The sequence below is a fragment of the Klebsiella sp. GN_Kp190 genome, from assembly GCF_040061795.1.
Taxonomy (GTDB): Bacteria; Pseudomonadota; Gammaproteobacteria; order Enterobacterales; family Enterobacteriaceae; genus Klebsiella; species Klebsiella michiganensis.
Map to the genome: position 1 here is coordinate 19353 of NZ_JBEAFN010000031.1, position 26198 is coordinate 45550.

Sequence of the window (26198 nt, forward strand, 5' to 3'; positions counted from 1 at the left end):
ATGCAGATACAAAAAAGTATTTTAGTGGACTGATTGGGGGATTTGGTGCGAAGGCCGGACTCGCCTTTTCGTTTAATTCATTGAAAATTAATGGGTTGTTAGATTTTATTTTGAGGATTTGCCCCCAAAATGGGACATAAAATTGAATACTGGGTGGAAGATCACAACGTTGCGTGATTATCACTCATCGACAATTCCTATCCTAACCCTAAATTGCCTCATCAGCTCTCCACATCACACATGATGTGTTTATTGCTGTTCTGAAGACACCACAACCTCGGTATGCTAAAATTTAACCAAGAACTGAGGATGGCCACATGACCCATAAAACTATCGTTAGTGTCGCTAGTTATGTTCAACAGCTGGCAAAAGATAACAATGTTACAGCTAACCGTGATGGCATGAGCCGCGTTGCTGTGACCATTACCGCACTTGCCGATGACTCTGTCGAGCTGGATAACGTTGAGCAATTACTGGTAAACCTTAAAAAGAAAGGTGTACTCAGTAAAGCTGAAATTTTACAGCTTCAGGGACGTTACTTCCGCGAACAAAAGCACTGTCATAAAAAAGCCACTGCATGAGTTTTGATCCATTTGGCGATTTCGATACTGCAGGCTATCTTCAAAATGCCCTTCAGCTCAAGGAGCCTGAAGAGGTCAAACGGGCAGAACATCTTGCTTTTGAAGCAAGTATTGAAATCGCATTCAACTACTTAGCTCAAACAGAAATTATAGATTACCAGGCTGTACTTAAAGTCCATGAGATCCTTTTCTCCGATTTTTATCCCTGGGCAGGAAAAGACCGTAACGAACTCGTTCCCCATCTTGCCGTTTTCAAAGGTTCTCAGGATAACCCCCGTCACACGGTCTTCGAGCGACCTGACTCCATCCGTATGGCTGTCGAATACGCCCTTTATTTGGCCAATAACAAGCAACGTTTCCGGGAAAGGCCTGGAGAAGTCATGGGGTTATTAGCCTTTGCACATCCTTTCCTCGATGGTAATGGGCGTACTATTTTGCTTGTGTTTATGGAACTCGCCTTTCGAGCCGGTTTTGCCATTGACTGGTCACAGACAAGCAAGAATGACTATTTGAAGGCACTCAGCGACGAAATCGGAGAACCATCTAAAAAGCACCTTGATCGTTACCTGGAACCATTCGTAGTGAACATTACAAACCGGGATGCCTGGCCAGCTATTATTGGCGGGATTAAGGGGCTAGATGGTTTAGATAAAGAGAACATCTCTTATGAAAGCCTGGATGACCCCGAAGTACAAAAGATTTATATGACTTACCGTTCAGAATGAGTCAACTGCTATAAAGTGCCAATATTCTGTCACTTTTGATGCATTATCGCTGTAATATTAGCACTATTTCAACCAGTCACAACATTCATATAACCCACATAATAGATCAATTCACCATGAAGAAATCCCTGAACGCAGGTTGTCAATCGTAAGGCAATGGTTTTATCTCAATAGATAACGAGCTTCACAAGAAGAAATGTCTGCGCAGACATTTCTTCAACACTCTCAAAAAACATGAGTCCTATCGGACTCAATAGCCCTGGCAGTAAAAAAACAACCTACTACCTTAAACAATTATCCCGATGCCACTCCAGATAACAATACGATTCAACAGAAAACGCCTTTATTTTCTCTGGCAACAAATACTGCTCTTTAACGCTAATATCCAGTTCAGCACTAATTAATAAACGTCCATCGTTTTCAAACGAAATCCACCCCTGATCGAATAAAATATCAATATGTGCGGCCAGTATAATTCCATTATAAGGATCAAGACGTTCATTCCCATTCTCGCAGGCAGCCCACGGTTTTATATGGCTGGCACGGAGTAACGGCGCAAACGTCGTTCCCGTAACAGGGCATGCCGGATAGAGCATGAGACAATTTTTCCGAAAGGTACCCTGCCCCAGTCGTGCCGCAATCAACTGCTCGCGTATAGTATCTTCAATACTTTTATCCTGCTGGATAGCAAGGCAATCACGTTGTGCCTGTTCCTCTCCATTAGAAGATATTAACGAAAGAACGCGCTGCTCAATCGCACTGTCTGAAAGCCGACTCAATCGCTGATGCACACGCTGCGCTGAATGAGAAAGCGCAGCAGGAGCGCCCTGCTCGTCAAGCCAGCCGACACGCACATCACTAAGCCAGGAATCAAAACGGTCACGACTATTTTTCAGACTATTGCGAAACTCGCTGGCGGTTTTGCCCGCCCCGAAACGGGGATAAAACAAATCATAAGCCTCTTTCCATTTCAGAACACCCAGTCCCACAGGTGGTTGAGATTTACCGTACTTCGACAAATACCATGCTACTTCAAGCAAATCGTCTTCCGAACTATTCAATGTTACATCCTGTTTTTCCAGCGTAATTCATCACCAGATTATGTCTGAAAAGATCGTTAACTAAACTGATCAGGTTAGTTGTTTTAGCAAAAACATCTCACACCGGTTTTCACCATCAACAAGCACTACACGCAACCCACAACACAAAAAGGAACGCCCCATGCCCCCACACAAAATCCGCCAGGAGTGGCTGACGCTAGATGAGGCCGCAGAAGTCATCCGGCAGCACAACATCACATTGCTGCCTGCCGATCTGATCCGCCATGCCCTGCACGGCGATCTGCCTCTCTCGGTCTACTTCCCCTCGCCCGTACTTCTGAGACCACTCAATCCTCCTTGCCACTTTGCCTGCCGATTCAGCAAGCCACCCTTTCCACCTTCGCAATGCAACAAACCCGGCAACCGCAAAGTGATGGCCAACTCGCCGCCATGCAGACGCGACCCGACTCTACAACTGACCACCAGCCATCTGTGGAATTTGCCGTTAATCGGCCTTGAGCGCCTGCTGCTCCATCAGCAACTGGCGAAAACGTTGAATCGCCCTTGCCCCAATGATACCCATTGCTGCAACCAGATTGGCATCGTGGTCTGCGATGAAAACGACAGCTACTACCAACTCTGTTGCCGCAAATCGTTGCGGGAGCTTCTACTGGAACTGCTCGCCACGCAAAACAACCTTCAGGAAGAGCTACATCTGCTGATTGGCCAGCTGTATGGCAACGGTCGCAATGACCTTAAATCCCGGCTCAATCTGCCAGTCTGCTACTTGCAGGACACATTGCCTCCTGACGCATTATTTGTTATTCGCCGCCCCCATCTCGAGGACTTCCTGACCCGTCATCAGCCGGAATCAAAGGAGCGGATCACCTCCGCGCTTTCCCGTTTACTGTGGCTGGCATGCAAGCACAACCCGCAATTAGACGATGAAATGCTGGAGCATCCCTACAAACTGCTGAACATTTTCGAATGCTGGGCGCGCGAGGAAGGTATGCACCTGCCGCTGAGCCCCGAAACGTTGAAAACCGCACTCCAGCGCGGCGCACCGCCGTAACGCGATCAACTAACCCTTTCAACTAACAACTCTCACTAACCCAGATAAGGATTTTTACTGCCTGGCAGGGACGCTGCTGCTTTGATAACCACGCCCATCGTGCTGATGTGAACGACTCTGGACACAGGAGGAATGGTTATGAATAGCGACAGATTTTTACGCTTACGCCAGGTGGAAGACAAAATCGGCTTCGGTAAATCGTGGATTTATCGACAAATACAGCTGCAACAGTTTCCACCGTCCATTCGACTCAACAGCCGCCACGTCGCCTGGCTGGAAAGCGAGGTGGATGCCTGGATCCACCAGCGCATCCGGCTTACCCGCGATGTCTGAATGCCGGAGGAAGATTATGTGCGCTTCACACCTGCTCAACCGCTGGCTTCACGGTGCCAGCACTACCGGAGAACAGGAGATGGTCCAGGTCGGTCTGGAGCAAATCCAGCCGTTCTCCCTCAATCCCCGCGTCACCCGCAACCCCGGCTATGACGTGCTGAAAGCGTCAATTCTTGCCCGCGGGCTGGATAACCCGCCGGTGTTGACCCGTCGCCCCGGTGATGAAAAATATATGCTCGCCAGCGGCGGGAATACGCGCCTCGCGATCCTCAATGAACTGTGGCAGGAGACGCAGGATGAACGTTACCACCGCGTCTGCTGGCCATTCAGACCATGGCCGGAAACGCTGTCACCGCAGCAAGGCGAAGTCCAGTGCCTGATCGGCCATCTGGCGGAAAGCGACCTGCATAACGGATTGATGTTTATCGAACGCGCGGAAGGGATCCTGCACCTGCGCGATCTTTACCTCGAGGCAGGTATTGAATGCCCGACGCAACTGGCGCTGGCGGAGCAACTCACCCGCGACGGCTATCCCGTCAGCCAGTCACAAATCAGCCGGATGCTACAGACCGTCGACTGCCTGCTGCCCTGCATCCCTAACGCGCTATACGGCGGCCTTACCCGAAAGGTTATCGATCGCCTGCTGTCACTACGCAGCGCGGCGGAACAGGTCTGGGTAAAGCTGATGCCGATGGAACGCCAGCCGGAATTTGCCGACCTGTTCAGCACCGCCCTTGCCACCTTCAATGGCGAGCCGGAAGGCGTGGTACCGCAACTGGTGCAGGACGAACTGCTCGGCGAGATGAGCTGTCGCAGCGGCATGAGCTGGAATACGTTGCTGGCGGAACTGACCGATGGACAGAGCAAGCGGCAGGCTCTGCTGGGGCCCCCGGTCGAAAAGGTCCTCTGGCCGCCACCATCGGAAGTGGAAAAAGCACCACTACCAGAGCCTGAGCTACCGACTGAACCCGCCAAGCCAAGGCCCTCACCGCTGGTGCATACGGCACGGTCGCTGTGTGCCTGCTGGGGACTGGACGCCTGTATCCAGCCGGACGACAGCGCTCCGGCGGGTTTCACCCTCGCACCCTGCGACGAATTTCCCCATCCGGCGGCGCAGCGCTGCTATCAGGTGCTGGCAGCCCTGAATGGCGACACCAGAACGCCGATGCCCGCCCTCGAATTGCTGTTGTCGCCGGACTACGACAACGCTCAGATCCAGCAACTGATGCAGCTTATCAACCTGTGCCGCCAGCGGCGGCTGCGGGAGGTTCGCCATGACGCCCTCAGTTAACCAGGCGGTGCTCACTCATATCGTCCAGGCGCTGAAGGAGGGACAGATCCGCTACTGCGAATCGCTCGGCTTCAGCCCGCAGGAGCTGTGCGAGCTGACGCGGCTCACCGCCGATGACATCCTGTTTCTCAGCAACAGCGCGGTGCAATTCATCACCACCCACATTGACCACGAGATGCTGGGCCGGATGCTGGCGAGGATGGAGCAGGAGCGGCTGTTCCAGCAGCGTCTGGAGGAAGCCCTGTCGCTGGGCGCGTCCATCGAGTTCATCAACCACTACTTTGGCCTTTCCACGCCGGAGGTCTGCGCCCGGCGACGGCTGATTGGCCTGTTTGTCCGACAAGGGCGCAACAATGCTCCGGATGAGCAGGTGGAGACGCTAGTGTGGAACGAGTGGCAGAAAACCGGCGTGAAAAAGCTCGACTCACCCGAAGCGCTGACCGCCATGATGGCGATGGCCCGCGAACACGACCTGTCGCTGACGGTTATCTGGAACCTGCTGCGCCAGTGGACTCAGGAGAAGCTGCTGTATGAAGAGTGACGACAGGCTGCTGTTTCTTGGCAACCCACAGCAGAGCGTGCCGAAGCGCCTGCTGCTGGCGCGCAACCTCTCCCCGCGCGACAAGTTCACGTGGCAACTGCTGCGCCTGCACGCCCGCGACGACGGCAGCGGCGTCTTTCCCTCCTACAACGACCTGCAGGGCTGGCTTTCTGACCAGCCTGAAGACGAGAAGGCCTCGCGCAGTACCGTCAGCAATGCGCTGATGATGTTGCGGATCACCCGCTGGCTGAGCCTGTGCCAGCGACTGCGCGACGAGCAAAGCGGCAGGATCACCGGCAACCTCTACGCCCTGCATGATGCGCCACTGACTCATGCCGATGCCTGCCGGATGGACAGCGAATATCTGGCGCTGCTTACGGCCTGTTCCCGCCACCGCAACCGGCGTATCCGCAACATCGCCATCGGACTGCTGCTCACCCTGCAACAACCTGTGGATAGTGGACGAACCTGCACTGAGTCTCCATTGAAGACCGCCCCTGGTCTTAATCGAGGACTCAATAAAAAATGCCCTAGTCTTCAATTAAGACTCAGTGATGTGGCGGGGGCTGGCGGGCAGCCGGAGCCGCATTGCGTACATACTGGTACAGATTTAAACAATAAACATCAAAAGCGTACGCAACTGCTGCACTGGCCTGTGGATAATCCCTTCAGCGCCAGCGAGCGCCGCGCCGCCGAACGCGCGATGCGCAATCTGGATCTCTCCCTCTGCCAACAGGTGCTGGACGACTGTCTGTGGCGGATCGCCGCCCACGATATCCACCGCCCCCTCGCTTATCTGCTGGCAACACTGGAGAAGGCCAGGCGGGGCGAGTTCAATCAGCTTCGGCGCAGGCGCAGATAGCCCCGATTTTATGCGCGCCGCATAAAGCCTGTGTACCAGCTATCAATCAAACCTCATTCATCGGCGATATTAACTTTCTGCGGACCAGATGGGTTTCCCGTCGCCTGACTCATTGCGCGGACCGACACTGCAGGCATCTGAACTCGTGGAGAATTTCCGATGCCTGGCACAACCCTGATCAGTGATATCCGCATCACCCTGCACACCCGCGTCGCCGCCCGGCTGTGGCAGGCGCATCCCACTGGCATGCTGCTCTGTCTGGCGTTACTCAGGCGTCTGCTGCGCGCCGAAGAGGCTGACGATCCGTGGGCCGCCCACTGGCTGAAGCAACTGCGCATCCGCCTGAATCTGATCGCGCACCTGCTGAAGCAAAAAAATCGTCGGCTGGACCAAGCCTTCGCCAGCCTGCCGGGCGCTATCCACACCACGCAGGTCAGTAACCCGTCCCCGACCGAATTCATCCTGCCGCTGGCGCTGTTCTCGCCACCCGGTTCGCGCCTGCTGCAACAGTTGATTGATTACGATCTGCTGGTCCGCCGCACCCTGCTTGCCTGGCACCTCGGCCTTATCACCCAGGCGGAGAAGCGCGATTTCATTGCCACCATCCCACGGCTAATGCTCCAGGTGTTCAGCTTCGTGAACCGCTTTCGCACCACTGGCGTGACCCGCGCCGACGTGAGGGCGAACAGTCCGCTGGCGCAGTCGATGGCGCATAAGCTCGGGAATTTGCCCAAAAAGATGCTTGCGGAGATCCTGCGTGATGAACAATGACGACGACGAAGAAAGCGCCGCCCGCAAAAGCTCGCTAAAGGGCCTTTTAAAGGCCTTTAAGGGTAAGGGAGAGCTGCGAGCGCTGGTGCGGGAATTACAGACGCTGCGCATACAGTTGCAACTACGCCAGCCGATGCTGAAACAGGCGGTGTATGAATTGCCGGGGCGTAACGTACCGCTGATCCTGTGCAGCAACCCGGCGCGCTCCGGCGTCAGCTATCTGCGCTGGCGTAATCTGGACAACAACCGTTCGGGAGGCGTGGCGTTGCAGGAGGCCATTCAACAGCCTGACGTAAGCGATGAACTGCGCGACGCGCTGATGGCGCTCGAATGGCGGCGGCAGGTGCTGAATACGCAGCTTTCGGTGGTGATGTTTATGCTGCGGCGGATACAGCCGTTAACCACGCAGGTTTAAAATTTTGCGCAAAGTTAAATCCTGAGTGTCACTTTAGCGAAAATTTTAAACTCACCTCATGCACCTTAAAACATGCACTATCCGCTTAATGCGCGTTTTAAGGTGCAATTTTTACCTTCTCCCTCCAGTTTCCCCTGTCGCCTTACCCCTCCGGCACACCAAGCTGAACTCCCTTTCACCGGAGACAGCCCATGCAACTTTACCTGTGCGAAAAACCCTCTCAGGCGCGCGATATCGCCCGTGTTCTTGACGCTCGTAACCGCAGCGACGGCTACCTGCATAACGCCACCGTGACCATCACCTGGTGCTTCGGCCATCTGCTGAGCATGGCCGCGCCGGAGGATTACGATCCGGCGCTGAAACACTGGCGGGCAGAGCATCTGCCGTTTATTCCCCCGGCATGGCGGCTGGTGATCCGCCCGGAGGTGCGCAAGCAGTTCCGTATCATCGAAAAGCTGCTGAAACAGGCGGATGCAGTGGTGATTGCCACCGACGCCGACCGCGAAGGCGAAACCATCGCCCGCGAAATTCTGGAACAATGCCGCTGGCGCGGTCCGGTCCAGCGGCTGTGGCTGTCGGCGCTGGATGACGCCAGTATCCACAAGGCGCTTGCTGCGATGCGACCCGGTGACAGTACGTTTCCGCTGTACCAGGCTGGACTGGCGCGCGCCCGCGCCGACTGGCTGGTCGGCATCAACATGACCCGCGCCTGCACGCTGATGAACCGGCGGCACAAAGGCGTGCTCTCCGTGGGTCGGGTGCAGACACCGACCCTGCGTCTGGTGGTGGAACGCGACCGGGAGATCACCCGTTTCACGCCCCGCCCCTGGTGGCGGGTGGACGCCCGACTGCATGCAGAGGGAGCTTCGTTTCTGGCGCAGTGGCAACCGGATAAAGCGTACTGCGACGACGAAGGCCGCTGTATCCGTGAATCCGCCGCCCGCGAGGCCACTGCGCGCCTGCAACAAACCGGAACCGCGCTGGTAATGGACGTGACAACCCGGCGGGAGAAAACGCCGCCACCACTGGCCTTCACCCTCAGCGCCCTGCAGCAGGCCTGCTCAAAACAGTGGGGCATGGGCGCACAGGAGGTACTGGATATCGCCCAGCGCCTGTATGAAACCCATAAGGCCACCACCTACCCGCGCACCGACTGTGGCTGGCTGCCGCTCTCCATGCACGCTGAAGCGCCGCAGGTGCTGGCCGCGCTCGTTGCCAGCGACACCTCACTTCAGCCCCTCGCCACGCAGCTAAATCTACAGCAACGCTCCCGGCTGTGGGACGACAGTAAAATCACCGCCCACCACGGTATTATCCCGACCCGTAAAACGGTAGATCTGACGCAGATGAATGACAGCGAGCGCAAGGTCTACGGCCTGGTACGCAGCCATTTTCTGGCGCAGTTTCTACCGGACCATGAGGTGGATAAAACAGAGTTGCGCCTGAACTGCGCCGGGGAAACGCTGGTTGCCCGTGGCTCAGTGGTGATTGTCAGCGGCTGGCGACAACTGTTTTTACGCGAGATGGCAACCCAATCGCCGGAAGAAACGCAGGCACTTCCCGCTCTGCAACAGGGACAAACCTGCGAGGTGGAACAGGTGGACGTTCGCGCCCGCCAGACCCAGCCACCGGAGCACTACACCGAAGGAACGCTGATTGCAGCGATGAAAAACGCCGCCCGCTTTGTCAGCGATGAGCACCTGAAGCAGCGGCTGAAAGAGAACGCCGGTATTGGCACTGAAGCCACCCGTGCCGGGATTATCCAGACGCTCCTTAAGCGCGGTTATCTGATTAAGCAGCGTCGCTTTCTGCTGGCAACGGATACCGCCAGCACACTGATTAACGCCCTGCCGGAAACGCTGAAAGATCCGGGCACTACTGCGCTATGGGAGCAGATGCTGGATGACATCGCGACGGGGAAAATGGGGCTGGAGGCGTTCCTGGTGCAGCAGCAAGAGGCCGTTACAGCGCTCACGGCTCAAATAGTCAGAGGTCAGAAAAGTGCCTCATCAGGTTAGCAAAACGCCCAGCGTTTGCCGGGCGTGAAAACAACGTCAGTCAACGATTACGGCTTATGTTCAATCGCCGGGTTGTTGTTGATGGCGATGCGCTGCGGTTTCTCTTCTTCCGGGATATCCTGGTGTAATTCAATTGCCAGTAAGCCGTTTTCCAGCGAAGCGCCGGTCACTTTCACATGCTCCGGCAGACTATAGCTGGCCCGGAAGTCGCTGCGGCTGATACCCCGATGGATCCATCCTTCTTCGCCGTTTTCGGTTTTCTCCTCTTCACGTTTACCGCTAATGTTCAGCTGACCGCCGACGGTTTCAATTTCCAGTTCGCTCTCTTTCCAGCCCGGCACGCTGAGCGTCAGTTCATAGCGGTTATCGCCCAGCCGCCGGATATTGTAAGAAGGCGTGGAGGGCAACGGCGTACTGCCGGTTAGCTGGCTAAAGAGGCGATCGATGCGGTTAAAACGGTCCGCAAACAGAGAATCGGAGAGATCGTGTAATACAGGAAAAGTTCTGAGAGTCATCATGTACCTCCTGAACAGTAAAAAAGAATATTCAAAAAGTTCATGTCTTATGGGCAGGTGTTCCTTACCCGCTTTCTATGTAAGGTTACTGGGCTACTTTTCAACTCACCGAAGCGAAATTTTGTGATGAAAATCACATATCCTCCTCCCGGCCTGTCACGGAAATTATTCAGCCACCGGTAACAAATCTCGCTGTCCTCTCACCCCGAAAGCTGTTGCTGTAATGCCGTTATCACAAAGTCCGCCATGCATTCCTGAAAAGCGGAGGCGCACAGCGCGGAATGCCCGTACTGCCAGTAACTCAGAGGCCTTGCAGCCCATGAGCCAAACCCGAAGCGGGGCATCCCCGCGCATGGGGCCTCCGCACCTTTCAACACGGAGATACCACCATGAACGATACCTACTACTTCAACCTGTACACCAGCGGTCTGGGCTACCTCAACCGGATCCGGGAAGTGACCCCGAAAAAAGGCGAACCGTTCCTGTGTTGCGACATTGCCGCACTACGGGGCGAAGCCAGCAACGCGGAGCACACCTGGTTCGACTGCCGCGTCAGCGGCAAGGAAGCGCAGAAACTGGTGCGCCGCTGTATCGACGCCTGCGAGCAGAAACGCAAGGTGCTGATCCAGTTCCGCCTCGGCGATCTGTATGCCGACACCTTTGTCTACAGCAAAGGCGACCGTAAAGGCGAAACCGGTGTCAGCCTGAAAGCCCATCTGCTGCACATCGGGCTCATCAAAATTGACGGTGAAGAGGTTTACCGGGCAGAGCGCGAAGCTGAATCCCAGCCAGCGCCAGCCGCACCGCCAGCAGAGCCTGTAGCGCAGTTCTGACGCACAGCATTCACCCTGCCGGGGAAATTCCCCGCCGGGGCGTTTCCCTGGCCTTTTACCGGAGAGACGCATGATGAATACCGCATTGAATTCACGCGAAGAAGCCCTTAACCAGGGCAAACTGATTAACCTTGATGACAAGGCGCTGGACGCTGGCTTACCGCTGGATCTGGCCATTACCCTTTCGGCCCACAAGCACTGTCTTGAAGACCGGAATGACAACGCCATCAGGGACTTGCTGAAAGGTGTTGAAATGGCGGTGATAGTGGCCTTTATCGCCCACCAACCGCCGCAGCGCACCATTCGTATCGATTACCGCTCGGTGCTGTCGCAGAAAACCAACGGCAGCACGCAGCAGCAAACCGTCAGGCTAACGTTACGCGTTCATTTTTCTGAGCAAGGCATCCCCATCGCCGCCACGCTGGGGCTGATGGGTGAAAGATTCCCTTACTGAATCGATTTCGCGCCCTTAACCGGGCGCTATTTTTTGACGCCGCAAACAGTTGTCGGTATTCCCCAACCCTCTCATCCGGCACGCTCCTGTCAAAGCACTGTGGAGGATGCGATGAAACGACTATTAATAACCCTGCTCCTGTTCATTTTCATCGGCGTGGCCACCGCCTCCCCAGCCACGCCAGAAGTCGTCCGCTACGACCGCTATCTGCTGGTCAGCACATCACCGCAACAGCCGCCACTCGAACAGCTTACCGCCCTGTCCGTGCCGCCCGGTTTTCACCCGACGGTAGGGGAAGCGTTGCAATACCTGCTGCGCGACAGCGGCTGGTCTTTGTGTCTCGCCGATGCGCACCGGGCGCAGCTTTATGGGCTCCCATTACCGCTGAGCCAGTACAACACCGGCCCGCTGCGCCTGAAGAGCGCCCTGCAACTGCTGGCGGGCCCGGCGTGGCGGATGACCACCGACGAAAACCGCCGTGAAATCTGTTTCACCAGCGACCATTCTCTCCCGCCAACGGTGGCTTACCGTCATCCCGTGTCCATCCGCCCTTTGGGGCCGTTAACGGCCCCGTTTTTTCTCGCCGGGACCTTACAGCGCGGAGATATCCGCCTGGTGGTGATCGTGCCGCCGGAGGCTGTTTACCTCCATCAGGTGGTGTGGCTGCGCAGGGAGGAACAGTGGCAAGGCTGGCAGCTGGAACGGTTTGATGAGCGTCGGTCGGTATTCCGCCACGGCAAGCATCAGCTGACGCTGAAAGTACCGGAGTAAGCGATGAAACGCCTGATTCTCCTGTTACTGTTCACCGCCAGCGTGCTAGCGCAACCGCTTCAGGTGCAAACCAGCCAGAACGCGGGCTCTGCTCTCAGACCGCTGACCACGCAACAGCAGGCCACCGTCTGGGGTATCACGCCGGAGGAGTGGCAGCGCTACCTCACGCTGAAACAGCAGGCACGCGGCGTCTGGTCGCCGGGGCTCGATCCACTGACCACGCTGGGCGTCGAAGCCGACACTGACCACGAACGCCAGCACTTCGCCGAACTGCTGGTCAGCCAGGAGTACCAACGGCTGGAGAAAGAACTCGCCTTTCAGCGCGCCTATGACGCGGCCTGGCAACGCCTCTATCCGGGCCTGACACCGCTGAAAACCACCTCTGCCAACACTTCCCGCGTTTCGTTGTTCGTCCAGGATGACTGTCCGCCCTGCGACAGTCTGCTGCGTACCCTACTGGCGCAACAGCGTCCGCTGGATATCTGGCTGGTCAACAGCGAAGGTGATGATAACCGGGTGCGCCGCTGGGCGATGGCGCACGGCATCGACACAAAGCTGGTGAGTGAACACAGCATCACGCTTAACCATGATGCGGGCCGATGGCTGATGCTGAGCCAAAGCAAAATCCCGGTGGCGCTGGAACGTAAGGGGGAACAATGGCGCGAGGTCCTGCCCTGATCCTGCTGCTGCCCTGCCTGGCGCTGGCACAGCCGCTGCCGGAAGCGTACTTGCGCGCCGCAAAAAATTACCGCGTGCCGCCGGAACTGCTGTGGGCCGTCACACAAACCGAAAGCGGGGCGAACCTGAGCGGCAGGCATCTCCCATGGCCGTGGACGCTCAATATCAAAGGTACCGGCTACCGCTACGCCAGCCGGGAGCAGGCCTGTCAGGCGCTGCTGGCCGCCATCCGCCGTACCAGCCCGAAGCGCATTGACGTGGGGCTCGGGCAGATCAATATCGGCTGGCACCGGGCGTATTTTGACTCTCCCTGCGACGCCCTGCATCCCCTGCAGAACCTGTCGCTCACCGCGCAACTGCTGCGTAAGCGCTACGATGAACGCCCCGGAAGCTGGCTCAATGCCGCAGCCCGCTATCACCGCCCTGCAGGCGGCGCGCCCGCTGCACGCTACCGCAAGCTGGTCAGCCGCCACCTGCAACAGGCCGCTCCGCCATGAGCCGTTACGCGCTGGAAGCGCTGCTTCGCCCGCCCGTGGAGTTTTACAGCACCGTCACCGCTGGCTGTGGTGCATTAATATGCCTGACGCAGGCCCCGCTGCTGATGCTGACACCGTGGCAGGCCCACCTGCTTGCATGCGCCCTGTTGCTGCTGGCCCTGCGACGTGGTTGGCAGGGCTGGCACATCGTGCGCTACCACCGTAACCTCCTGCGCCTGCCGCGTTACGCGCTCACTAGCCGGAAAGTCCCGGTTAGCCGCCAGAGGCTGTTTCTCGGTAAAGGCTTCCGCTGGCAGCCCATCCACACCCAGCGTCTGTACGATTGCCTGCAACCGGAAGCCGCACGCTGGCTGCGCCCGGGATGGTGTTACCGTCTGGCAAGACACATCGAAAAACGCAGCGAACATACTCTGCCCGGCCTTGCCCGCCTGCTCAGCGCCGATCGCTGGCTGAACCCGGTGCGCCCGCTGCCGCCCGTCGGCGGCAATCCGTGGCTGCATGGAGTAGAACTGAAAGAGTACGACGTCACCCTACCGCTCAGCGAACGCCCCGGCCACACGCTGGTGCTTGGCACCACCCGCGTCGGCAAAACCCGGCTGGCGGAACTGCTTGCCACTCAGGACATCCGCCGCGGTGAGGTGGTAATCGTTTTCGATCCGAAGGGCGATGCCGACCTGCTGAAGCGTCTGTGGACAGAGGCGCAGCGCGCCGGACGCGGCGACCGCTTTATCCTGTTCCATCTGGCATATCCGGAGATCTCCGCCCGCTATAACGCCATCGGGCGCTTTGGCCGCATCTCGGAAGTGGCATCGCGCCTCACCGGACAGCTTTCCGGCGAAGGTAACTCGGCAGCCTTCCGCGAGTTCGCCTGGCGCTTTGTCAACATCATCGCCCGCGCCCTGGTGGCGCTCGGACAGCGCCCCGACTATCAGTTAATTTCCCGCCACGTGGTCAATATCGACGCCCTGTTTATCGACTATGCCCGCATCGTGCTGCCGCGCCACAACGCTCGGGCGTGGGAAGTGGTGGCGCAACTGGCGGAGCGCGTTAACGACAAAAACACGCCGCGCCATATGCTGGGACGCGATCCTCACGTAGTGGCGCTGGAACAGTACCTCAACGCGGAGAAATTCTACGATCCGATCCTCGACGGTCTGCTCTCGGCGGTGCGCTATGACAAAACCTACTTCGACAAGATTGTCGCTTCGCTGCTGCCGCTGCTGGAAAAGCTGACCACCGGTACGCTCGCCGCCCTGCTCGCCCCGGACTACCACGATCTGGACGACACGCGTCCGATCCTTGACTGGCAGCAGGCGATCCGCCAGAAAGCGGTGGTGTATGTCGGGCTGGACGCGCTCTCAGATGCAGTGGTCGCTGCCGCTGTCGGTAACTCGATGTTTGCCGATCTGGTGAGCGTCGCCGGGCATCTCTACAAATTTGGCCTCAACGAAGGATTACCCACCAGCAGTGAAAAACCTCCGCCCATCAGCCTGCACTGCGATGAGTTTAACGAACTGATGGGCGACGAATTTACTCCACTGGTCAACAAAGGCGGCGGCGCGGGCATTCAGGTCACCGCCTACACCCAGACGCTGAGTGATATTCAGGCCCGCATCGGCAGCGCGCCCAAGGCAGGCCAGGTGGTGGGTAACTTCAACAACCTGATTATGCTGCGGGTGCGCGAAACCGCCACCGCCGAACTGCTGACAAAGCAGCTGCCGCAGGTGGAAGTGCGCAGCCGCCAGGTTAGCTCCGGCGTCACCGACACGCCTGGCGGCATCAACAGCTTTACCAGCAATACTCGCGAGCAGGTAACCACCAGTAATATGCCACTGCTCGATACCGCCGCGCTGATCCAGCTTCCCAAAGGCCATGCTTTTGCCCTGCTCGAAGGCGGGCAGCTGTGGAAAATCCGTCTGCCGCTGCCCGTAGCGGATAAGCACAGCCCACTACCGGAGTCCGTCACGCAACTGGCGAACTGGATGCAAGCACGCCAGCAGGGGCTGCCGGAATGAGTGAGCAACGACCTCCTCCGTCACGCCCGGCACAGGGGCCGGTCGGCTGGCTGCTGTCGCTGACCGGGCGGCTCATCGGGCTGGTTATTGGTGCGCTGGTGCTGCGGGTAATGCTGGAACTGGCGGGGCTGTATTTCTGGTGGCCTCAGGAAGGGAGCAGACATGTTTTTATGGTGATGAAGCAGGAGCAGGCTGAACTGGTTATTGCGTTGCAGCCGCATACGCTGAGGAATGAAATGGTGATGTTGCTGGAGAACGGGACAACTCACGGGCTTTTGGCTAACAGGTTCCTGCAGAAACCGTTCACCACCCTGGCCTATACGCTGGTGAGTTTTATGCAGCGCCTGGTATGGCTCGTCGCCATACTTCCTCTGCTCTGCCTGTGTGTTTTAATCGGGTTAACAGAAGGTCTGGTGCGGCGAGATATAAGGCGCTTTGGCTCCGGGCTGGAATCCGTTTTTCTCCACCGTTACGTCATCAGGTCCGGCAGTTCCGTCACCACCACGCTGTGGGTCTTTTATCTGGCACAGCCGCTGTTTCTGCCCGCAATGCTGATTTTATTACCTACCGCCTTATGGTTTGGGATAACGGTATGGATGGCAGTGAACAGCTTCAAACGCTGGTTTTAAACAACTCGATTTTATTAACCCCAATTATTGAACAGCAACTACACGAATTAATTATTTACATAAAAAGTGCTCTTTTCATCATAAGTAAAACCATCATATAAATTAACTTGATTCTGAACTAACCTGCCAAACCGCTTTGTACCAAAGAATACATAGCTAACAGGCTTGTATCATCGTTTACATCCCCACATCTTTGTCGTACTTTTAATGTTCCACACAGCGAAGGGATGAACTGCATGACACTTAAATATGAAAGATTTCAGGAAGTTAACCTTCAGGACCCGTTTTTCGATTCCTTGAAGCAAGATTATCCCGGTTTTGAAGGATGGTTCGAGAGCAAAGGAACTGCAGAGGCTTATGTCTCTTATAATGATCAAAATATGATAGATGGTTTTTTATATCTGAAACTTGAAAATGAGGCGATCAACGATACAACCCCGTCCTACCCACTTCGTAATAGAGTTAAATGTGGTACATTTAAAATTGTTGCCCACGGAACAAAGCTTGGTGAACGTTTTGTACGTAAAATATTTGATTTTGCTTTGACGCATGACGTGGATGAGATTTATGTAACGATATTTGATAAGCACCAAGGATTAATTAGTCTTTTAACTCGTTACGGCTTCAGATTATGTGCAAGGAAAAATGCTCAAACGGCCAACGGGCAAGAGGGTGTTTACTTTAAAGACTTTGTATGGAGAGACTAGCTATGTCATTTATCAATTATCCATTAATCCGAATGAATAATCGAAATTTCTTATTGAGCATCTATCCAATATGGCATACACGGCTTTTCCCTGAGTCAATATTAAATAATGAAGATAACTCCTTAATTAAGGATGTTTCTCATTCAAATAGTATACATAAGGTATATTTGACTTCAATGAGAGGTATCGATGGGCTTCGTGCCGGTGACAATATATTAATTTACAGAACTACAGATAATCAAGGACCTGCGGCATTTCGTTCTGTCGCGACATCAGTGTGTGTTGTGGAAGAGTACCGTAATATCCGTGAATTTCCATCACTACAAGATTTCAAAAACTATTGTGGTCCACTCAGTGTTTTCACCGATGATGAGCTAGCAAATCTTTATGCCAGGAAAAATTATCCTCACATTATTAAATTCTCCTATAATTTTCCGCTAAAAAGACGTATCATTCGAAGAGATTTGATGGCTATCACCGGTTATACGGATGAAGATTATTGGGGTTTTATGCGTTTAAGTGATGCTCATTTAAGAGCAATACTTCAAGCTGGAGGAGTAAATGAAAGTCTTATTGTCAATTAAACCTGAGTTTGCTGAATCTATTCTTGAAGGAGAGAAGCGGTTCGAATTCAGAAAAACCATCTTTAAAAATAAAGATGTTAAGACTGTTGTCATTTACGCGACAATGCCAGTTGGAAAGGTAATCGGTGAATTTGATATTGCAGAAATTTTATCGTCTGAACCTTCAGATTTGTGGAAAGTCACTAAAAAATATGCTGGCATAACACGCTGTTTCTTTGATGAGTATTTCGCTGAAAAAAATAAGGCATTTGCTATAGCAGTTAAAGATCCAAAGCGTTACGAAAAACCGTTACATCTTTCAGAATTGCTTCCTGGCGCAGTACCTCCACAATCATTTAGATACATTTAGATTAAGAGCAGGTGCTTAGCACCTGCTTTATTTCTATTTTTTGAACGTTTCAATCACGGCCTTAAATTCACCAATACTAGGCTCCTTTAAAATCGATAAAGGTATTTTTAATGATGAGCAAATTTTTTGAGCATTCATGTTTTCAAAAGAGCGTAGTTTTTCAGGAGAATAATTAAGTTCCGCCCCCCTTAACTTAAATCGCTCTTCGATCTTTGAGTCCTCACATTCTATCAAAACCACTCCATCAAGTTTCATTTCTGCAAACACATCCTCTGATAACTCGATATATTCACCTTTACTGTTAATTAGAACAAAATGACCATCAAGTAGCAAGTCAGCGCCCAAAGTTCTAATTTTTTCTAATTGCTGTAACAGGACAATTTGATTATCGATGGGCGACTCCGTTTTTTTGTCCATCCCCCAATTCTGAATTTTCCCCTCAGATATTAACTGGCTTGCACTTCTATGAATACAGTCATTATCTGCAATATATGCATTGCATAAGGTACTTTTACCCACAGCATGGGCACCTGCAATAAAAATTATCATTAATTCATCCTTTTTATGGCAACTTGATGATTCTAGTAGTATCATATCTTTTATTCATAAGGCAATCATTTAGATGCGTATCGTTATGAAATATAAAGCACTTTCAATCGTTTATCCTGCTGTCGAGAATATCCTTAATGGTTCAAAGGATGTCGAAATTCGATCTTGGATGCCTCCAGATATTCCTATGAGGAATCTCGTACTTATCGAAAACAGTCGTTATCTTAACGATGGAGAAGTAGAGCCGTATGCCTACGCTCGAGCAATCGTTGATATCCTTGATGTTAAAGAATGGACCTACGAAGATTATTTAGCCCAAGCTGAAACTGTTAGAATAGGCCGAAAGTGGAAACCTGGTTACTATATCTGGTTGCTTTCAAATGTTCGAGAAATAAAGAATAAAGCGCCCTGTGAAGCCAAAAAAGGTATTTATGAAATTGATATCTGAAACTGTATTTGTGCAGTTGGTTGTATGTTATTGCAATTACAGAAACAGATAAGTTATAGATAAAAAGAGACTAGACATTTTGTACTGGAACTGATCAAAGGGCTTAAAATCGGAACTGATATAAATCAGTTTTCCTATATGGTGATAAAAGCGACCATTGAAGTTCTTAGCCAACCAACCATCCAGGACATGGGTGAAATGAGCCCCAGAAAGATTTAATATACGCAACAGATATTTGTTATAAACGCGACAGTGTGATGACCGAGAGATCGAACTGGACATGTTATAGTATCGTAAAAGAAGATACATTAATGTCCCAAGTGATTAAAAGAACCGAGCGCGTATCGCATAGATGGACCGCTATATTTTATCTACCATACCAAAGACATAATCACCACAAAAGCAGAATACGACCAAAAAAAAATTCGAGCTAGCGCAAATAACAGTGCATATTTCCCATACTTCAAATATTAGCTTTGAACAATGGGGAAATTTTACTTGGTACAAACAGTTCATCGCTGATCTTTCTCTAACACATACACTACTCTCTCCTGAATATATTTTGGGAGAATGATGCCATGCGCCATAGTCCATTATTTCTGTTACCGACATTGCTCATTTGGTCGCAGGCATTCGCCTCCCCGGAATCCACCCAGCTCGCCCTCGCGCTGAAGCAACTCGACGGCGTAAAAACCTCGCTGGCGCGAGCCCAAACCAGCTCCAGCACCGACCCGCAGTCGCGCTACTTCTTCGACTACTTACAGGCGCAGCAGGACATCTCTGCCGTTGAACAGGGCATCCGCCGCTACCTTAGCCCGGCAAGAGCGCAGCCACGCGCCGTCCAACCCCTGAGCGCCAGCTACCAGCGGGAGAACCCCGATGACTGACTCGCAACTCGCCGCCTTCCAGGCCGCTAGCCTGAGCAAACCGGAAACCGTCAGCCTGCTGGTACTCGGCCTGTTTACCAGCGTCCTACTGCTGTGGTGCGCCTGGACGCTTCTGGTCGCCTGGCAGGGCGTCTGCCGCCAGCGCCTGAGCTGGCAGAGTTTTGGCGCGGTGGCGGCCCGTTCACTGTTACTGGTGCTGGTCAGTTTCTGGCTGGTACTAAGCTGAGGAGGAACCATGCGCTGGCTGTTGCTGCTGTTACTTACTACGTTTGATGCACTTGCCGATCTGCCGACGATGGAGGATCCATCACGCGGCCAAGGTCAGGGCATTATGGAGACGCTACAAAACTACGGTTTTGATATTGTGGTGTTGCTGGCGCTGGCCATCTGCGCCGTCGGTTTTCTGGTGGTGGCGAACAACTGCATTGCCACCTACTCGGAGATCCAGAGCGGGCGCAAGCAGTGGAAAGATCTGGGCTCGATGGCGGGCATCGGCAGCATTCTTCTGGTGGTCATCATCTGGCTGCTCAACCAGGCTTCGGATGTCCTGTAATATGGCGACCATCCCTTTTCTCCCCGACCGCCTCAACCGCGAGCCCGTGGTCTGGCGCGGCCTGACCACCCGCGAACTGTTTCTGGCACTGGCAAGCGGTCTTGGTGGTGGTTGCATATCCGGCATTCTGCTGGCCCTGCTCAGCGGTTACTGGCCGTTGATCCCCGGCTCGGCGCTGGCAGGCGCGGCGTTGCTGATTCAGGGCGGTGGGCGCATTCTGGCGCGAGCCAAACGCGGTAAGCCCGACAGTTGGCTGCCGCAGGCGATCCTCGCCTGGCTGGAGCGCCATCACCTCCGGGGCGCACAACTGGTCCAGCACAGTACCGTATGGGTGGTGCGCAGGAGTCCGCGATGAGCCGTTTTCGCCATGCGCTGGCCGAGCGCGATAACCATATTCTGACACTGCGGGCGGTGATTATTCTGCTATGTCTGTGTCTGGCGGGCGTCAGCTACGGTTGGTACAGCGCCCCGCAGAAGCTCACCCTCTGGTTCCCGCCGGACCTGCGCAGCGGCAGTACCCGCCCGTGGTGGGAAGTGCCGCCCGCCAGCATCTACGCCTTCACTTTTTATATCTTCCAGCAGTTTAATCGCTGGCCGGATAACGGTGAGGAAGACTATTCCCGCAACCTCCGTTCGCTGCGCGCCTACCTGACGCCCGCCTGTTACACCCGGCTGGAGCACGATTTCCAGGTACGGCGCAACGGTGGTGAACTGCGCGAACGCACGCGCGGCGTGTATGAACTTCCCGGCCACGGTTACAGCAGCCTTGTACACGACGGCGATAAACGCCCCTTTCCGCGCGTCGAGACCTTAAGCCGTGACGCCTGGCGGGTGACGCTGGACGTGGCGGTTGAGGAGTATTACCAGAACGAACCGGTGAAAAAGGCGCTGGTGCGCTACCCGTTGCAGGTGGTGCGCTACGCCATTGATGCGGAGAAAAACCCGTGGGGGCTGGCAATCGACTGTACCGACGCCGCGCCGCAGCGTCTGGTGGCGGAGGAGAAACCATGAAGCCAGTCCTCTTTGCTTTATTGTTCAGTTTCCCGGTCTTCGCCACGGAAGTGGTGCAGTGGGAAAACATCCCCCTGCCCGTCACGCTGCATATCGGGCAGGAGCGGATTGTCGATGTGGGTAAATCGGTGCGCATCGGTTATCCCGCCACGCTGGAAGGTAAAGTGCGCCTGCAAAGCGCGGGCGGGAAGGTCTTCCTGCTGGCAAATACGGCGTTCCCGCCCACCCGCATTCAACTACGAGATACCGGCAGCGGCGAGCTGATCCTGTTGGATATTCAGGCAACCCAAAGCAATTCGTCACTTGAACCCGTGCAAATTAGCTATGCGCCACAGACGCCTGCCACAGCCAAAACGCCCGTCCCGGTGACAGCATCAACAGAACCTCTGCCCGTTCTGCTGGTACGCTATGCCGCGCAGAACCTGTATGCGCCGCTGCGCACCGTCGAAGCCCTGCCAGGCGTGACGCCCGCCCCCGTCCGGCTGGCGAAACGCATCACCACCTTACTGCCTCAGCAGCCGGTTACCGCCATCCCGCTGGCGTCATGGCAGGTTAATGCCACCACCGTCACCGCCATCCGCCTGCAAAACCGCAGCGGGAAGCGCATCACGCTCGATCCGCGCGAGCTTCAGGGGCAGTTCACCGCCTCCGCATTCCAGCATGACTGGCTCGGCCCGCGTGGTCTGGCAGAAGATACCACCGTGGTGTACCTGGTGACGGAAGGCCCGGTTTCCCGCGCTCTGCTGCCGGAGCCGAAACCATGATGCCGCGCCAGAGCATTCTGCTGAAAATCCTGCTGTCTGTGATTGTGCTGGTGACGGTATGGCTGCTGCTGCGCCCGGCCAGCAAAAACACCGCTGAGAAATCCCCCTCCCGCATCGTGGCAGCATTAACGCCGCAGGAACTGCGCGATCTGGGTATCGACGGCGACACGCCTGCCGATACCGTCGCCACGCTGGTAGGCCAGATGAAGCAGTACCGCCGGGAGCTTCAGACGATTCAGAACGATAACGAAAGCCAGCAGGCGCGCGAGAAGCGGCTGAAAGCCCAGCAGGCGACGCTGGTATCGGAGTTACGCGGGGATATGCGCAGGCAACAGGACCAGATGCGCGACGAACTGCTGAAAAGCCAGCGGGGGCTGCTGGATAAGCTCGATCGCCTGATGGCGAAACGTCCGGACGATATCCCGCCCGGTCTGGGGCTGACGTCCGGTGAATTTCCTGCCGATGTACAGCCGGATATCCGCTGGCTGGAGCCGCTGGATGCGCCCCCGCCCATGGATGAAAAGCTGCTGCGCGTCCCTCTGAAAGCGGCGGACAAACCGCCGCCAAAACCTGATGTGAAGATCTACACCCTGCCGCAGAACGCCACGCTGACCGGATCGGTCGCCATGACGGCACTGATTGGCCGCGTGCCGCTTAACGGCACCGTCAGCGATCCCTATCCGTTCAAATTGCTGATTGGCGAGGACAACCTCACCGCCAACGGCATCGAACTGCCGGACGTGGCGGGCGCGGTGGTCTCCGGCATCGCTTCCGGCGACTGGACACTCTCCTGCGTGCGCGGGCAAATCACCTCCATGACCTTTGTGTTCCACGACGGCACCATCCGCACCGTCCCGCATGGCGGCAAATCCGGCAACAAACAGCAGGAGATCGGCTGGCTTTCGGATAACCAGGGACTGCCGTGTATTCCCGGCGAGCGCAAAAGCAACGCGAAGGAGTACCTGACCTCGCAGTTCCTGCTGGCGGGTTCCGGCGCGGCGGCGCAGGCCTTCGCCAATGGTGAAAGCACCACCGTGGTGGAGGACGGGAGCATCACCAGCGCGGTGACGGGCAACAACGGCCAGTACGTGCTCGGCCAGGCTATTGGCGGCGGGCTGAAAGAAACCGCCGACTGGATGAAACAGCACTACGGCCAGATGTTCGACGCTGTGTATGTGCCGCCAGGCCACAAGGTGGCGGTACATCTCACCGAACCGCTGACCATCGACTACGAGCCGGAAGGCCGCCACGTGAAATACCAGCAGGTCAGCACGCCGGGGGGACTGGAATGATACGCGCTATATTGATGTTGCTGTTTTTGTTGGCCGGATGCAGCACCTCGCAGGAAGAGCTGATGCCGGTCGATCCTGATGCCAGCATGCTCTCACTGTGGCAGCAGCAAAGCGGCGGCAGTGCCGCCCTGCTGGATGCCCGCGCCCGGTTGCGCCGCCCGCCAGATGGTCCGGTGACACAACCCGAAGCGGACACCATCCGCAGCCAGTTCCCGCGCCTGCCCAATCCGGATCTTGTGTTGTACGTTTTCCCGCACCTTAACGGCAATACACCGGTACCCGGCTACAGCACCGTCTTCCCCTTCTACACCCGCCCGCAGTATGCGCTGCCGGGCGAGCGCCTGACTCCACCATGACGGAACGCCACGGTCTCCCGCAACAGGCTCTGGACGCCAGCTACCGCAAAGGCCCGTCCTTTGTCGACTGGCTGCCGTGGGTGGAGTTTTTTCCGGAGTCGCAGACGCTGCTGCTGGAGGATGGCCGTTCGGTGGGTGCGGTGTTTGAACTGACGCCTGTTGGCACCGAAGGCCGCTCGATGGCGTTTCTGGAGCAGGTCCGCGATACCGTCACTGACGCATTGCAGGATGCCTTTGATGAGCACGAACGTGCGCCATGGGTAGTACAGTTTTTCTGTCAGGACGAGGACGACAGTGAAGCGTGGCTGGCATCACTTGCCTCTTACGCCGCACCGGAAATCCGCGACTCCGCCTTTACCCGAGAATGGCTTGCGCAGATGATAAACCATATGACCGCCCTCACCCGCGATGAAGGGCTGTTTCTCGATAACACCGTCACCCGTACCCGCTGGCGGGCGACGTGGCAGCGCACGCGGATGGTAATCTACCGCTGGCTGCCCGGCCTTTCGCCGGATGAACCGTCACCGGAAGAGACGCTGAGCCATATCTGTGAACGGCTCACCGCTGGGCTGAAGGCGGCAGGCATCAGCGCGGTCCGCCAGAATGAACAAGCCATTCACCGCTGGCTGGTGCGCTGGTTTAACCCTGCGCCTCCAGTGGAAGATAAAAAAGCCTTCTGGCGACAACTGGATTTACCGGAAGCTGAATCCCAGCCCGTCATCACCGATTTCGCCGAACGACTGCTGACAAGCGAGCCGCGCTCAGATGCGGAGAACGGTGTCTGGTGGCTGGATAACCGCCCACATAAAGTGGTGGTGGTCGACCGCCTGCGCAAAGCGCCGCCACCCGGCCTGTTGACCGGAGAAACCACGCGCGGTGACGGTATCAACGCCCTGTTCGACCTGTTACCAGCAGGCACTATCATGAACCTGACGGTGGTGGTGTATCCGCAGGACAAACTGGAGCAGCACATCAGCCACCTTTCCGACCGGGCGATTGGCGACAATACCGATTCGGAATACACCCGCCGCGACTGCCGCGATGTGCGCAGCTACCTGAAGGACGGGCATAAGCTTTACCGCAGTACGCTGGCGTTTTACCTGCATGCGCCCGACACCGATACCCTGTTTCGCCAGCAGCGCCAGTTGCACAGCCTGTTGCTGAATGCCGGACTGGTGCCAGTGCAGGAACAGCATGAAGTCGCCCCGCTCAGCCACTGGTTACGCTGGCTGCCAATGTGTTTCGATCCCCTGCGCGATCCGCACGGGCTGTATACCCGGCTCAACTTTGTGCAGCATATCGCCGGGCTGCTGCCGGTGTACGGACGGGAAACCGGCACCGGGCATCCGGGGATTTGCTACTTCAACCGTGGCGGCGCGCCGCTATGCTTCGATCCGCTGAATAAGCTGGATCGTGCCCAGAACGGCCACCTTTTACTTCTTGGGCCAACCGGAGCGGGCAAATCCGCCACCCTCAACGCCAAAATCGCGCAACTGATGGCGCTCCATCGCCCGCGCCTGTTTATCATTGAGGCCGGAAACTCATTTGGCCTGATGGCCGACTACGCCGCCGCCCACGGCCTGACGGTGAACAAAATCAGCCTGCGTCCCGGCTCCGGCGTTACCCTGCCCCTGTTCGCCGATGCCTGGCGACTGGTGGAACAGGCGGTTACCGACGCCGAACCGCCGGAGGACGAAGAGAGCGAGGGCGACGACCAGCGAGACGTGCTCGGCGAAATGGAGATCACCGCCCGGCTGATGATCACCGGCGGCGAAGCAAAGGAGGATGCGCGCCTCACCCGGCCAGACAGGGCGATGATCCGCCAGGCGATTATCGCTGCCGCGCATACCTGCTACGAGGAAAAACGCCAGACGCTGACGCAAGATATCCGTGACGCACTATTCACTCTTTCCCGCGACAGCAGCCTGCCGGAAGTCCGCCGCCAGCGGGCATATGAAATGGCGGAATCCATCAACCTGTTCTGCGCGGGGTTTGAAGGCGAACTGTTTAACCGCGAAGGTCAGATGTGGCCGGAGGCGGATATCACTCTGGTGGATCTCGCCACCTTTGCCCGTGAGGGTTACGAAGCCCAGCTTGCCATCAGCTATATCTCGCTGATTAACCATATCAACAACCTTGGTGAGCGCGACCAGCATCTGGCCCGCCCTATCGTCAACATCACCGATGAGGCGCATATCATTACCGTTAACCCGCTGCTGGCGCGCTTTCTGACCAAGGGTTCGAAGATGTGGCGCAAGCTCGGCATCTGGCTGTGGCTGGCGACCCAGAACCTGGCGGATTTTCCTGACGAGGCGAAGAAACTGCTGAATATGATCGAGTGGTGGGAGCTGCTGGTAATGCCGCCGGAGGAGATTGAACAAGTGTGTCGGTTTAAGGCGCTGACGGAAGAACAGCAGCAACTGCTGCGCTCGGCAGTGACGTCGCCGGGGCAGTATACCGAGGGCGTGGTGTTGTCGCCTCGGGTTGAGGCGCTGTTTCGGGTGGTGCCGCCAGCGCTGTATCTGGCACTGGCAATGACCGAGAAGCATGAGAAGGCGGAAAGAATGCGAATTATGAAGGAGACGGGGTGTAGTGAGGTGGAGGCGGCGATCTTAATATCACGGGCTGGCACCGCTGCCCCCAAATGAAATAAATAT

33 protein-coding genes are annotated in these 26198 nt (G+C 55.8%); 30 read left to right on the forward strand and 3 right to left on the reverse strand.

Annotated features, from left to right (window positions below; translation table 11 throughout):
- Positions 1-317 precede the first annotated feature (317 nt).
- A complete protein-coding gene (locus ABLU67_RS19440) occupies positions 318-581 on the forward strand; it encodes a hypothetical protein (protein WP_348852466.1) in 264 nt (87 codons plus the stop codon).
- Positions 578-1306 carry a Fic family protein gene (locus ABLU67_RS19445; RefSeq protein WP_095124260.1) on the forward strand — a complete coding sequence of 243 codons (729 nt, stop codon included), beginning with the start codon at positions 578-580 and terminating at the stop codon, positions 1304-1306. The genes ABLU67_RS19440 and ABLU67_RS19445 overlap by 4 nt, the downstream gene beginning before the upstream one ends.
- 281 nt (positions 1307-1587) lie before the next feature.
- Here ABLU67_RS19445 and ABLU67_RS19450 read toward each other — a convergent pair whose 3' ends face one another.
- Positions 1588-2367, reverse strand: coding sequence for an HNH endonuclease (locus tag ABLU67_RS19450; RefSeq protein WP_348852467.1), 780 nt, complete (start codon positions 2365-2367; stop codon positions 1588-1590).
- A gap of 160 nt (positions 2368-2527) precedes the next feature.
- Here ABLU67_RS19450 and ABLU67_RS19455 point away from each other — a divergent pair, with 160 nt between their 5' ends.
- From ABLU67_RS19455 to ABLU67_RS19490, 8 genes are all read left to right on the forward strand, one after another.
- Positions 2528-3418: a hypothetical protein gene (locus tag ABLU67_RS19455; protein WP_121529947.1), complete on the forward strand. Its 891-nt coding sequence runs from the start codon at positions 2528-2530 to the stop codon at positions 3416-3418.
- Between the two features lie 138 nt (positions 3419-3556).
- On the forward strand, positions 3557-3751 hold the full coding sequence (locus tag ABLU67_RS19460; RefSeq protein ID WP_001561320.1) for an AlpA family transcriptional regulator: 195 nt from the start codon (positions 3557-3559) through the stop codon (positions 3749-3751).
- Between the two features lie 16 nt (positions 3752-3767).
- Positions 3768-5042 carry a ParB family protein gene (locus ABLU67_RS19465; RefSeq protein WP_348852468.1) on the forward strand — a complete coding sequence of 425 codons (1275 nt, stop codon included), beginning with the start codon at positions 3768-3770 and terminating at the stop codon, positions 5040-5042.
- Complete coding sequence (locus ABLU67_RS19470; protein ID WP_348852469.1) at positions 5026-5583, forward strand: DUF2857 domain-containing protein; 558 nt, start codon at positions 5026-5028, stop codon at positions 5581-5583. The genes ABLU67_RS19465 and ABLU67_RS19470 overlap by 17 nt, the downstream gene beginning before the upstream one ends.
- Complete coding sequence (locus ABLU67_RS19475) at positions 5573-6445, forward strand: STY4528 family pathogenicity island replication protein (protein WP_348852470.1); 873 nt, start codon at positions 5573-5575, stop codon at positions 6443-6445. Before ABLU67_RS19470 ends, ABLU67_RS19475 begins: the two co-directional genes overlap by 11 nt.
- Positions 6446-6604: 159 nt before the next feature.
- Positions 6605-7216, forward strand: coding sequence for a PFL_4669 family integrating conjugative element protein (locus ABLU67_RS19480; RefSeq protein ID WP_348852471.1), 612 nt, complete (start codon positions 6605-6607; stop codon positions 7214-7216).
- Positions 7206-7631 (forward strand): DUF3158 family protein, encoded by a 426-nt coding sequence (locus ABLU67_RS19485; protein ID WP_348852508.1) that lies wholly within the window; start codon positions 7206-7208, stop codon positions 7629-7631. Before ABLU67_RS19480 ends, ABLU67_RS19485 begins: the two co-directional genes overlap by 11 nt.
- A 191-nt stretch (positions 7632-7822) precedes the next feature.
- A complete protein-coding gene (locus ABLU67_RS19490; protein ID WP_348852472.1) occupies positions 7823-9649 on the forward strand; it encodes a DNA topoisomerase III in 1827 nt (608 codons plus the stop codon).
- A gap of 47 nt (positions 9650-9696) precedes the next feature.
- Here ABLU67_RS19490 and ABLU67_RS19495 read toward each other — a convergent pair whose 3' ends face one another.
- Positions 9697-10167 carry an Hsp20 family protein gene (locus ABLU67_RS19495; RefSeq protein WP_023182588.1) on the reverse strand — a complete coding sequence of 157 codons (471 nt, stop codon included), beginning with the start codon at positions 10165-10167 and terminating at the stop codon, positions 9697-9699.
- Between the two features lie 386 nt (positions 10168-10553).
- Here ABLU67_RS19495 and ABLU67_RS19500 point away from each other — a divergent pair, with 386 nt between their 5' ends.
- The 10 genes from ABLU67_RS19500 to ABLU67_RS19545 all read left to right on the forward strand — a co-directional run bounded on the left by ABLU67_RS19500 (position 10554) and on the right by ABLU67_RS19545 (position 17681).
- Positions 10554-10997, forward strand: a complete 444-nt coding sequence (locus ABLU67_RS19500) for an STY4534 family ICE replication protein (RefSeq protein ID WP_348852473.1) — start codon at positions 10554-10556, stop codon at positions 10995-10997.
- A 70-nt stretch (positions 10998-11067) separates the two neighbouring features.
- Positions 11068-11451 carry a hypothetical protein gene (locus ABLU67_RS19505; protein ID WP_009654405.1) on the forward strand — a complete coding sequence of 128 codons (384 nt, stop codon included), beginning with the start codon at positions 11068-11070 and terminating at the stop codon, positions 11449-11451.
- Between the two features lie 111 nt (positions 11452-11562).
- Positions 11563-12222 (forward strand): pilus assembly protein PilL, encoded by a 660-nt coding sequence (locus tag ABLU67_RS19510; RefSeq protein ID WP_348852474.1) that lies wholly within the window; start codon positions 11563-11565, stop codon positions 12220-12222.
- 3 nt (positions 12223-12225) lie between these two features.
- Positions 12226-12900 (forward strand): TIGR03759 family integrating conjugative element protein, encoded by a 675-nt coding sequence (locus tag ABLU67_RS19515; protein WP_348852475.1) that lies wholly within the window; start codon positions 12226-12228, stop codon positions 12898-12900.
- Positions 12879-13397, forward strand: coding sequence for a transglycosylase SLT domain-containing protein (locus ABLU67_RS19520; RefSeq protein ID WP_064151391.1), 519 nt, complete (start codon positions 12879-12881; stop codon positions 13395-13397). The genes ABLU67_RS19515 and ABLU67_RS19520 overlap by 22 nt, the downstream gene beginning before the upstream one ends.
- Positions 13394-15412, forward strand: a complete 2019-nt coding sequence (gene traD, locus ABLU67_RS19525) for a type IV conjugative transfer system coupling protein TraD (protein WP_348852476.1) — start codon at positions 13394-13396, stop codon at positions 15410-15412. The genes ABLU67_RS19520 and traD overlap by 4 nt, the downstream gene beginning before the upstream one ends.
- Positions 15409-16041, forward strand: a complete 633-nt coding sequence (locus ABLU67_RS19530) for a DUF4400 domain-containing protein (RefSeq protein WP_348852477.1) — start codon at positions 15409-15411, stop codon at positions 16039-16041. The genes traD and ABLU67_RS19530 overlap by 4 nt, the downstream gene beginning before the upstream one ends.
- 236 nt (positions 16042-16277) lie before the next feature.
- Entirely contained in the window at positions 16278-16748 is a 471-nt protein-coding gene (locus ABLU67_RS19535; RefSeq protein WP_045330624.1) for a hypothetical protein, read from the forward strand.
- 2 nt (positions 16749-16750) lie between these two features.
- Positions 16751-17332: a hypothetical protein gene (locus ABLU67_RS19540; RefSeq protein ID WP_181938734.1), complete on the forward strand. Its 582-nt coding sequence runs from the start codon at positions 16751-16753 to the stop codon at positions 17330-17332.
- Positions 17310-17681: an ASCH domain-containing protein gene (locus tag ABLU67_RS19545; protein ID WP_045330626.1), complete on the forward strand. Its 372-nt coding sequence runs from the start codon at positions 17310-17312 to the stop codon at positions 17679-17681. Before ABLU67_RS19540 ends, ABLU67_RS19545 begins: the two co-directional genes overlap by 23 nt.
- Before the next feature lie 33 nt (positions 17682-17714).
- On the opposite strand, the gene ABLU67_RS19550 is transcribed toward ABLU67_RS19545, so the two are convergent.
- The gene (locus ABLU67_RS19550) at positions 17715-18230 is read right to left on the reverse strand and encodes an ATP-binding protein (protein ID WP_348852478.1); all 516 of its coding nucleotides are present in this window, start codon (positions 18228-18230) and stop codon (positions 17715-17717) included.
- A 73-nt stretch (positions 18231-18303) separates the two neighbouring features.
- Here ABLU67_RS19550 and ABLU67_RS19555 point away from each other — a divergent pair, with 73 nt between their 5' ends.
- The 10 genes from ABLU67_RS19555 to ABLU67_RS19600 all read left to right on the forward strand — a co-directional run bounded on the left by ABLU67_RS19555 (position 18304) and on the right by ABLU67_RS19600 (position 26189).
- On the forward strand, positions 18304-18678 hold the full coding sequence (locus ABLU67_RS19555) for an ASCH domain-containing protein (RefSeq protein ID WP_228463683.1): 375 nt from the start codon (positions 18304-18306) through the stop codon (positions 18676-18678).
- A gap of 578 nt (positions 18679-19256) precedes the next feature.
- Complete coding sequence (locus ABLU67_RS19560) at positions 19257-19565, forward strand: RAQPRD family integrative conjugative element protein (RefSeq protein WP_117125667.1); 309 nt, start codon at positions 19257-19259, stop codon at positions 19563-19565.
- Positions 19558-19791: a TIGR03758 family integrating conjugative element protein gene (locus tag ABLU67_RS19565; protein ID WP_032670664.1), complete on the forward strand. Its 234-nt coding sequence runs from the start codon at positions 19558-19560 to the stop codon at positions 19789-19791. The genes ABLU67_RS19560 and ABLU67_RS19565 overlap by 8 nt, the downstream gene beginning before the upstream one ends.
- A gap of 9 nt (positions 19792-19800) precedes the next feature.
- On the forward strand, positions 19801-20118 hold the full coding sequence (locus ABLU67_RS19570; protein ID WP_348852479.1) for a TIGR03745 family integrating conjugative element membrane protein: 318 nt from the start codon (positions 19801-19803) through the stop codon (positions 20116-20118).
- A 1-nt stretch (position 20119) separates the two neighbouring features.
- Positions 20120-20473, forward strand: a complete 354-nt coding sequence (locus tag ABLU67_RS19575) for a TIGR03750 family conjugal transfer protein (RefSeq protein ID WP_348852509.1) — start codon at positions 20120-20122, stop codon at positions 20471-20473.
- Positions 20470-21129, forward strand: coding sequence for a PFL_4703 family integrating conjugative element protein (locus tag ABLU67_RS19580; protein WP_348852480.1), 660 nt, complete (start codon positions 20470-20472; stop codon positions 21127-21129). The genes ABLU67_RS19575 and ABLU67_RS19580 overlap by 4 nt, the downstream gene beginning before the upstream one ends.
- The gene (locus ABLU67_RS19585; protein WP_348852481.1) at positions 21126-21893 is read left to right on the forward strand and encodes a TIGR03749 family integrating conjugative element protein; all 768 of its coding nucleotides are present in this window, start codon (positions 21126-21128) and stop codon (positions 21891-21893) included. Before ABLU67_RS19580 ends, ABLU67_RS19585 begins: the two co-directional genes overlap by 4 nt.
- Positions 21890-23185 carry a TIGR03752 family integrating conjugative element protein gene (locus ABLU67_RS19590; RefSeq protein ID WP_348852482.1) on the forward strand — a complete coding sequence of 432 codons (1296 nt, stop codon included), beginning with the start codon at positions 21890-21892 and terminating at the stop codon, positions 23183-23185. The genes ABLU67_RS19585 and ABLU67_RS19590 overlap by 4 nt, the downstream gene beginning before the upstream one ends.
- Positions 23182-23541, forward strand: a complete 360-nt coding sequence (locus ABLU67_RS19595) for a TIGR03751 family conjugal transfer lipoprotein (RefSeq protein WP_348852483.1) — start codon at positions 23182-23184, stop codon at positions 23539-23541. Before ABLU67_RS19590 ends, ABLU67_RS19595 begins: the two co-directional genes overlap by 4 nt.
- Positions 23538-26189 (forward strand): conjugative transfer ATPase, encoded by a 2652-nt coding sequence (locus ABLU67_RS19600; protein WP_348852484.1) that lies wholly within the window; start codon positions 23538-23540, stop codon positions 26187-26189. The genes ABLU67_RS19595 and ABLU67_RS19600 overlap by 4 nt, the downstream gene beginning before the upstream one ends.
- The last annotated feature ends 9 nt before the right edge of the window (positions 26190-26198 follow it).

Excerpts from the sequence above, each read along its gene's own strand:
- ABLU67_RS19500 (WP_348852473.1), top strand. The coding sequence starts at position 10,554 with ATGAACGATACCTACTACTTCAACCTGTACACCAGCGGTCTGGGCTAC.
- ABLU67_RS19560 (WP_117125667.1), top strand. The coding sequence starts at position 19,257 with ATGCGCCATAGTCCATTATTTCTGTTACCGACATTGCTCATTTGGTCG.
- ABLU67_RS19565 (WP_032670664.1), top strand. The coding sequence starts at position 19,558 with ATGACTGACTCGCAACTCGCCGCCTTCCAGGCCGCTAGCCTGAGCAAA.
- ABLU67_RS19485 (WP_348852508.1), top strand. The coding sequence starts at position 7,206 with ATGAACAATGACGACGACGAAGAAAGCGCCGCCCGCAAAAGCTCGCTA.
- traD (WP_348852476.1), top strand. The coding sequence starts at position 13,394 with ATGAGCCGTTACGCGCTGGAAGCGCTGCTTCGCCCGCCCGTGGAGTTT.
- ABLU67_RS19475 (WP_348852470.1), top strand. The coding sequence starts at position 5,573 with ATGAAGAGTGACGACAGGCTGCTGTTTCTTGGCAACCCACAGCAGAGC.
- ABLU67_RS19535 (WP_045330624.1), top strand. The coding sequence starts at position 16,278 with ATGACACTTAAATATGAAAGATTTCAGGAAGTTAACCTTCAGGACCCG.
- ABLU67_RS19520 (WP_064151391.1), top strand. The coding sequence starts at position 12,879 with ATGGCGCGAGGTCCTGCCCTGATCCTGCTGCTGCCCTGCCTGGCGCTG.
- ABLU67_RS19465 (WP_348852468.1), top strand. The coding sequence starts at position 3,768 with ATGTGCGCTTCACACCTGCTCAACCGCTGGCTTCACGGTGCCAGCACT.
- ABLU67_RS19545 (WP_045330626.1), top strand. The coding sequence starts at position 17,310 with ATGAAAGTCTTATTGTCAATTAAACCTGAGTTTGCTGAATCTATTCTT.
- ABLU67_RS19530 (WP_348852477.1), top strand. The coding sequence starts at position 15,409 with ATGAGTGAGCAACGACCTCCTCCGTCACGCCCGGCACAGGGGCCGGTC.
- ABLU67_RS19515 (WP_348852475.1), top strand. The coding sequence starts at position 12,226 with ATGAAACGCCTGATTCTCCTGTTACTGTTCACCGCCAGCGTGCTAGCG.
- ABLU67_RS19510 (WP_348852474.1), top strand. The coding sequence starts at position 11,563 with ATGAAACGACTATTAATAACCCTGCTCCTGTTCATTTTCATCGGCGTG.
- ABLU67_RS19570 (WP_348852479.1), top strand. The coding sequence starts at position 19,801 with ATGCGCTGGCTGTTGCTGCTGTTACTTACTACGTTTGATGCACTTGCC.
- ABLU67_RS19455 (WP_121529947.1), top strand. The coding sequence starts at position 2,528 with ATGCCCCCACACAAAATCCGCCAGGAGTGGCTGACGCTAGATGAGGCC.
- ABLU67_RS19580 (WP_348852480.1), top strand. The coding sequence starts at position 20,470 with ATGAGCCGTTTTCGCCATGCGCTGGCCGAGCGCGATAACCATATTCTG.
- ABLU67_RS19470 (WP_348852469.1), top strand. The coding sequence starts at position 5,026 with ATGACGCCCTCAGTTAACCAGGCGGTGCTCACTCATATCGTCCAGGCG.
- ABLU67_RS19490 (WP_348852472.1), top strand. The coding sequence starts at position 7,823 with ATGCAACTTTACCTGTGCGAAAAACCCTCTCAGGCGCGCGATATCGCC.
- ABLU67_RS19460 (WP_001561320.1), top strand. The coding sequence starts at position 3,557 with ATGAATAGCGACAGATTTTTACGCTTACGCCAGGTGGAAGACAAAATC.
- ABLU67_RS19505 (WP_009654405.1), top strand. The coding sequence starts at position 11,068 with ATGATGAATACCGCATTGAATTCACGCGAAGAAGCCCTTAACCAGGGC.
- ABLU67_RS19550 (WP_348852478.1), bottom strand. The coding sequence starts at position 18,230 with ATGATAATTTTTATTGCAGGTGCCCATGCTGTGGGTAAAAGTACCTTA.
- ABLU67_RS19590 (WP_348852482.1), top strand. The coding sequence starts at position 21,890 with ATGATGCCGCGCCAGAGCATTCTGCTGAAAATCCTGCTGTCTGTGATT.
- ABLU67_RS19495 (WP_023182588.1), bottom strand. The coding sequence starts at position 10,167 with ATGATGACTCTCAGAACTTTTCCTGTATTACACGATCTCTCCGATTCT.
- ABLU67_RS19575 (WP_348852509.1), top strand. The coding sequence starts at position 20,120 with ATGGCGACCATCCCTTTTCTCCCCGACCGCCTCAACCGCGAGCCCGTG.
- ABLU67_RS19440 (WP_348852466.1), top strand. The coding sequence starts at position 318 with ATGACCCATAAAACTATCGTTAGTGTCGCTAGTTATGTTCAACAGCTG.
- ABLU67_RS19600 (WP_348852484.1), top strand. The coding sequence starts at position 23,538 with ATGACGGAACGCCACGGTCTCCCGCAACAGGCTCTGGACGCCAGCTAC.
- ABLU67_RS19540 (WP_181938734.1), top strand. The coding sequence starts at position 16,751 with ATGTCATTTATCAATTATCCATTAATCCGAATGAATAATCGAAATTTC.
- ABLU67_RS19595 (WP_348852483.1), top strand. The coding sequence starts at position 23,182 with ATGATACGCGCTATATTGATGTTGCTGTTTTTGTTGGCCGGATGCAGC.
- ABLU67_RS19480 (WP_348852471.1), top strand. The coding sequence starts at position 6,605 with ATGCCTGGCACAACCCTGATCAGTGATATCCGCATCACCCTGCACACC.
- ABLU67_RS19585 (WP_348852481.1), top strand. The coding sequence starts at position 21,126 with ATGAAGCCAGTCCTCTTTGCTTTATTGTTCAGTTTCCCGGTCTTCGCC.
- ABLU67_RS19445 (WP_095124260.1), top strand. The coding sequence starts at position 578 with ATGAGTTTTGATCCATTTGGCGATTTCGATACTGCAGGCTATCTTCAA.
- ABLU67_RS19555 (WP_228463683.1), top strand. The coding sequence starts at position 18,304 with ATGCGTATCGTTATGAAATATAAAGCACTTTCAATCGTTTATCCTGCT.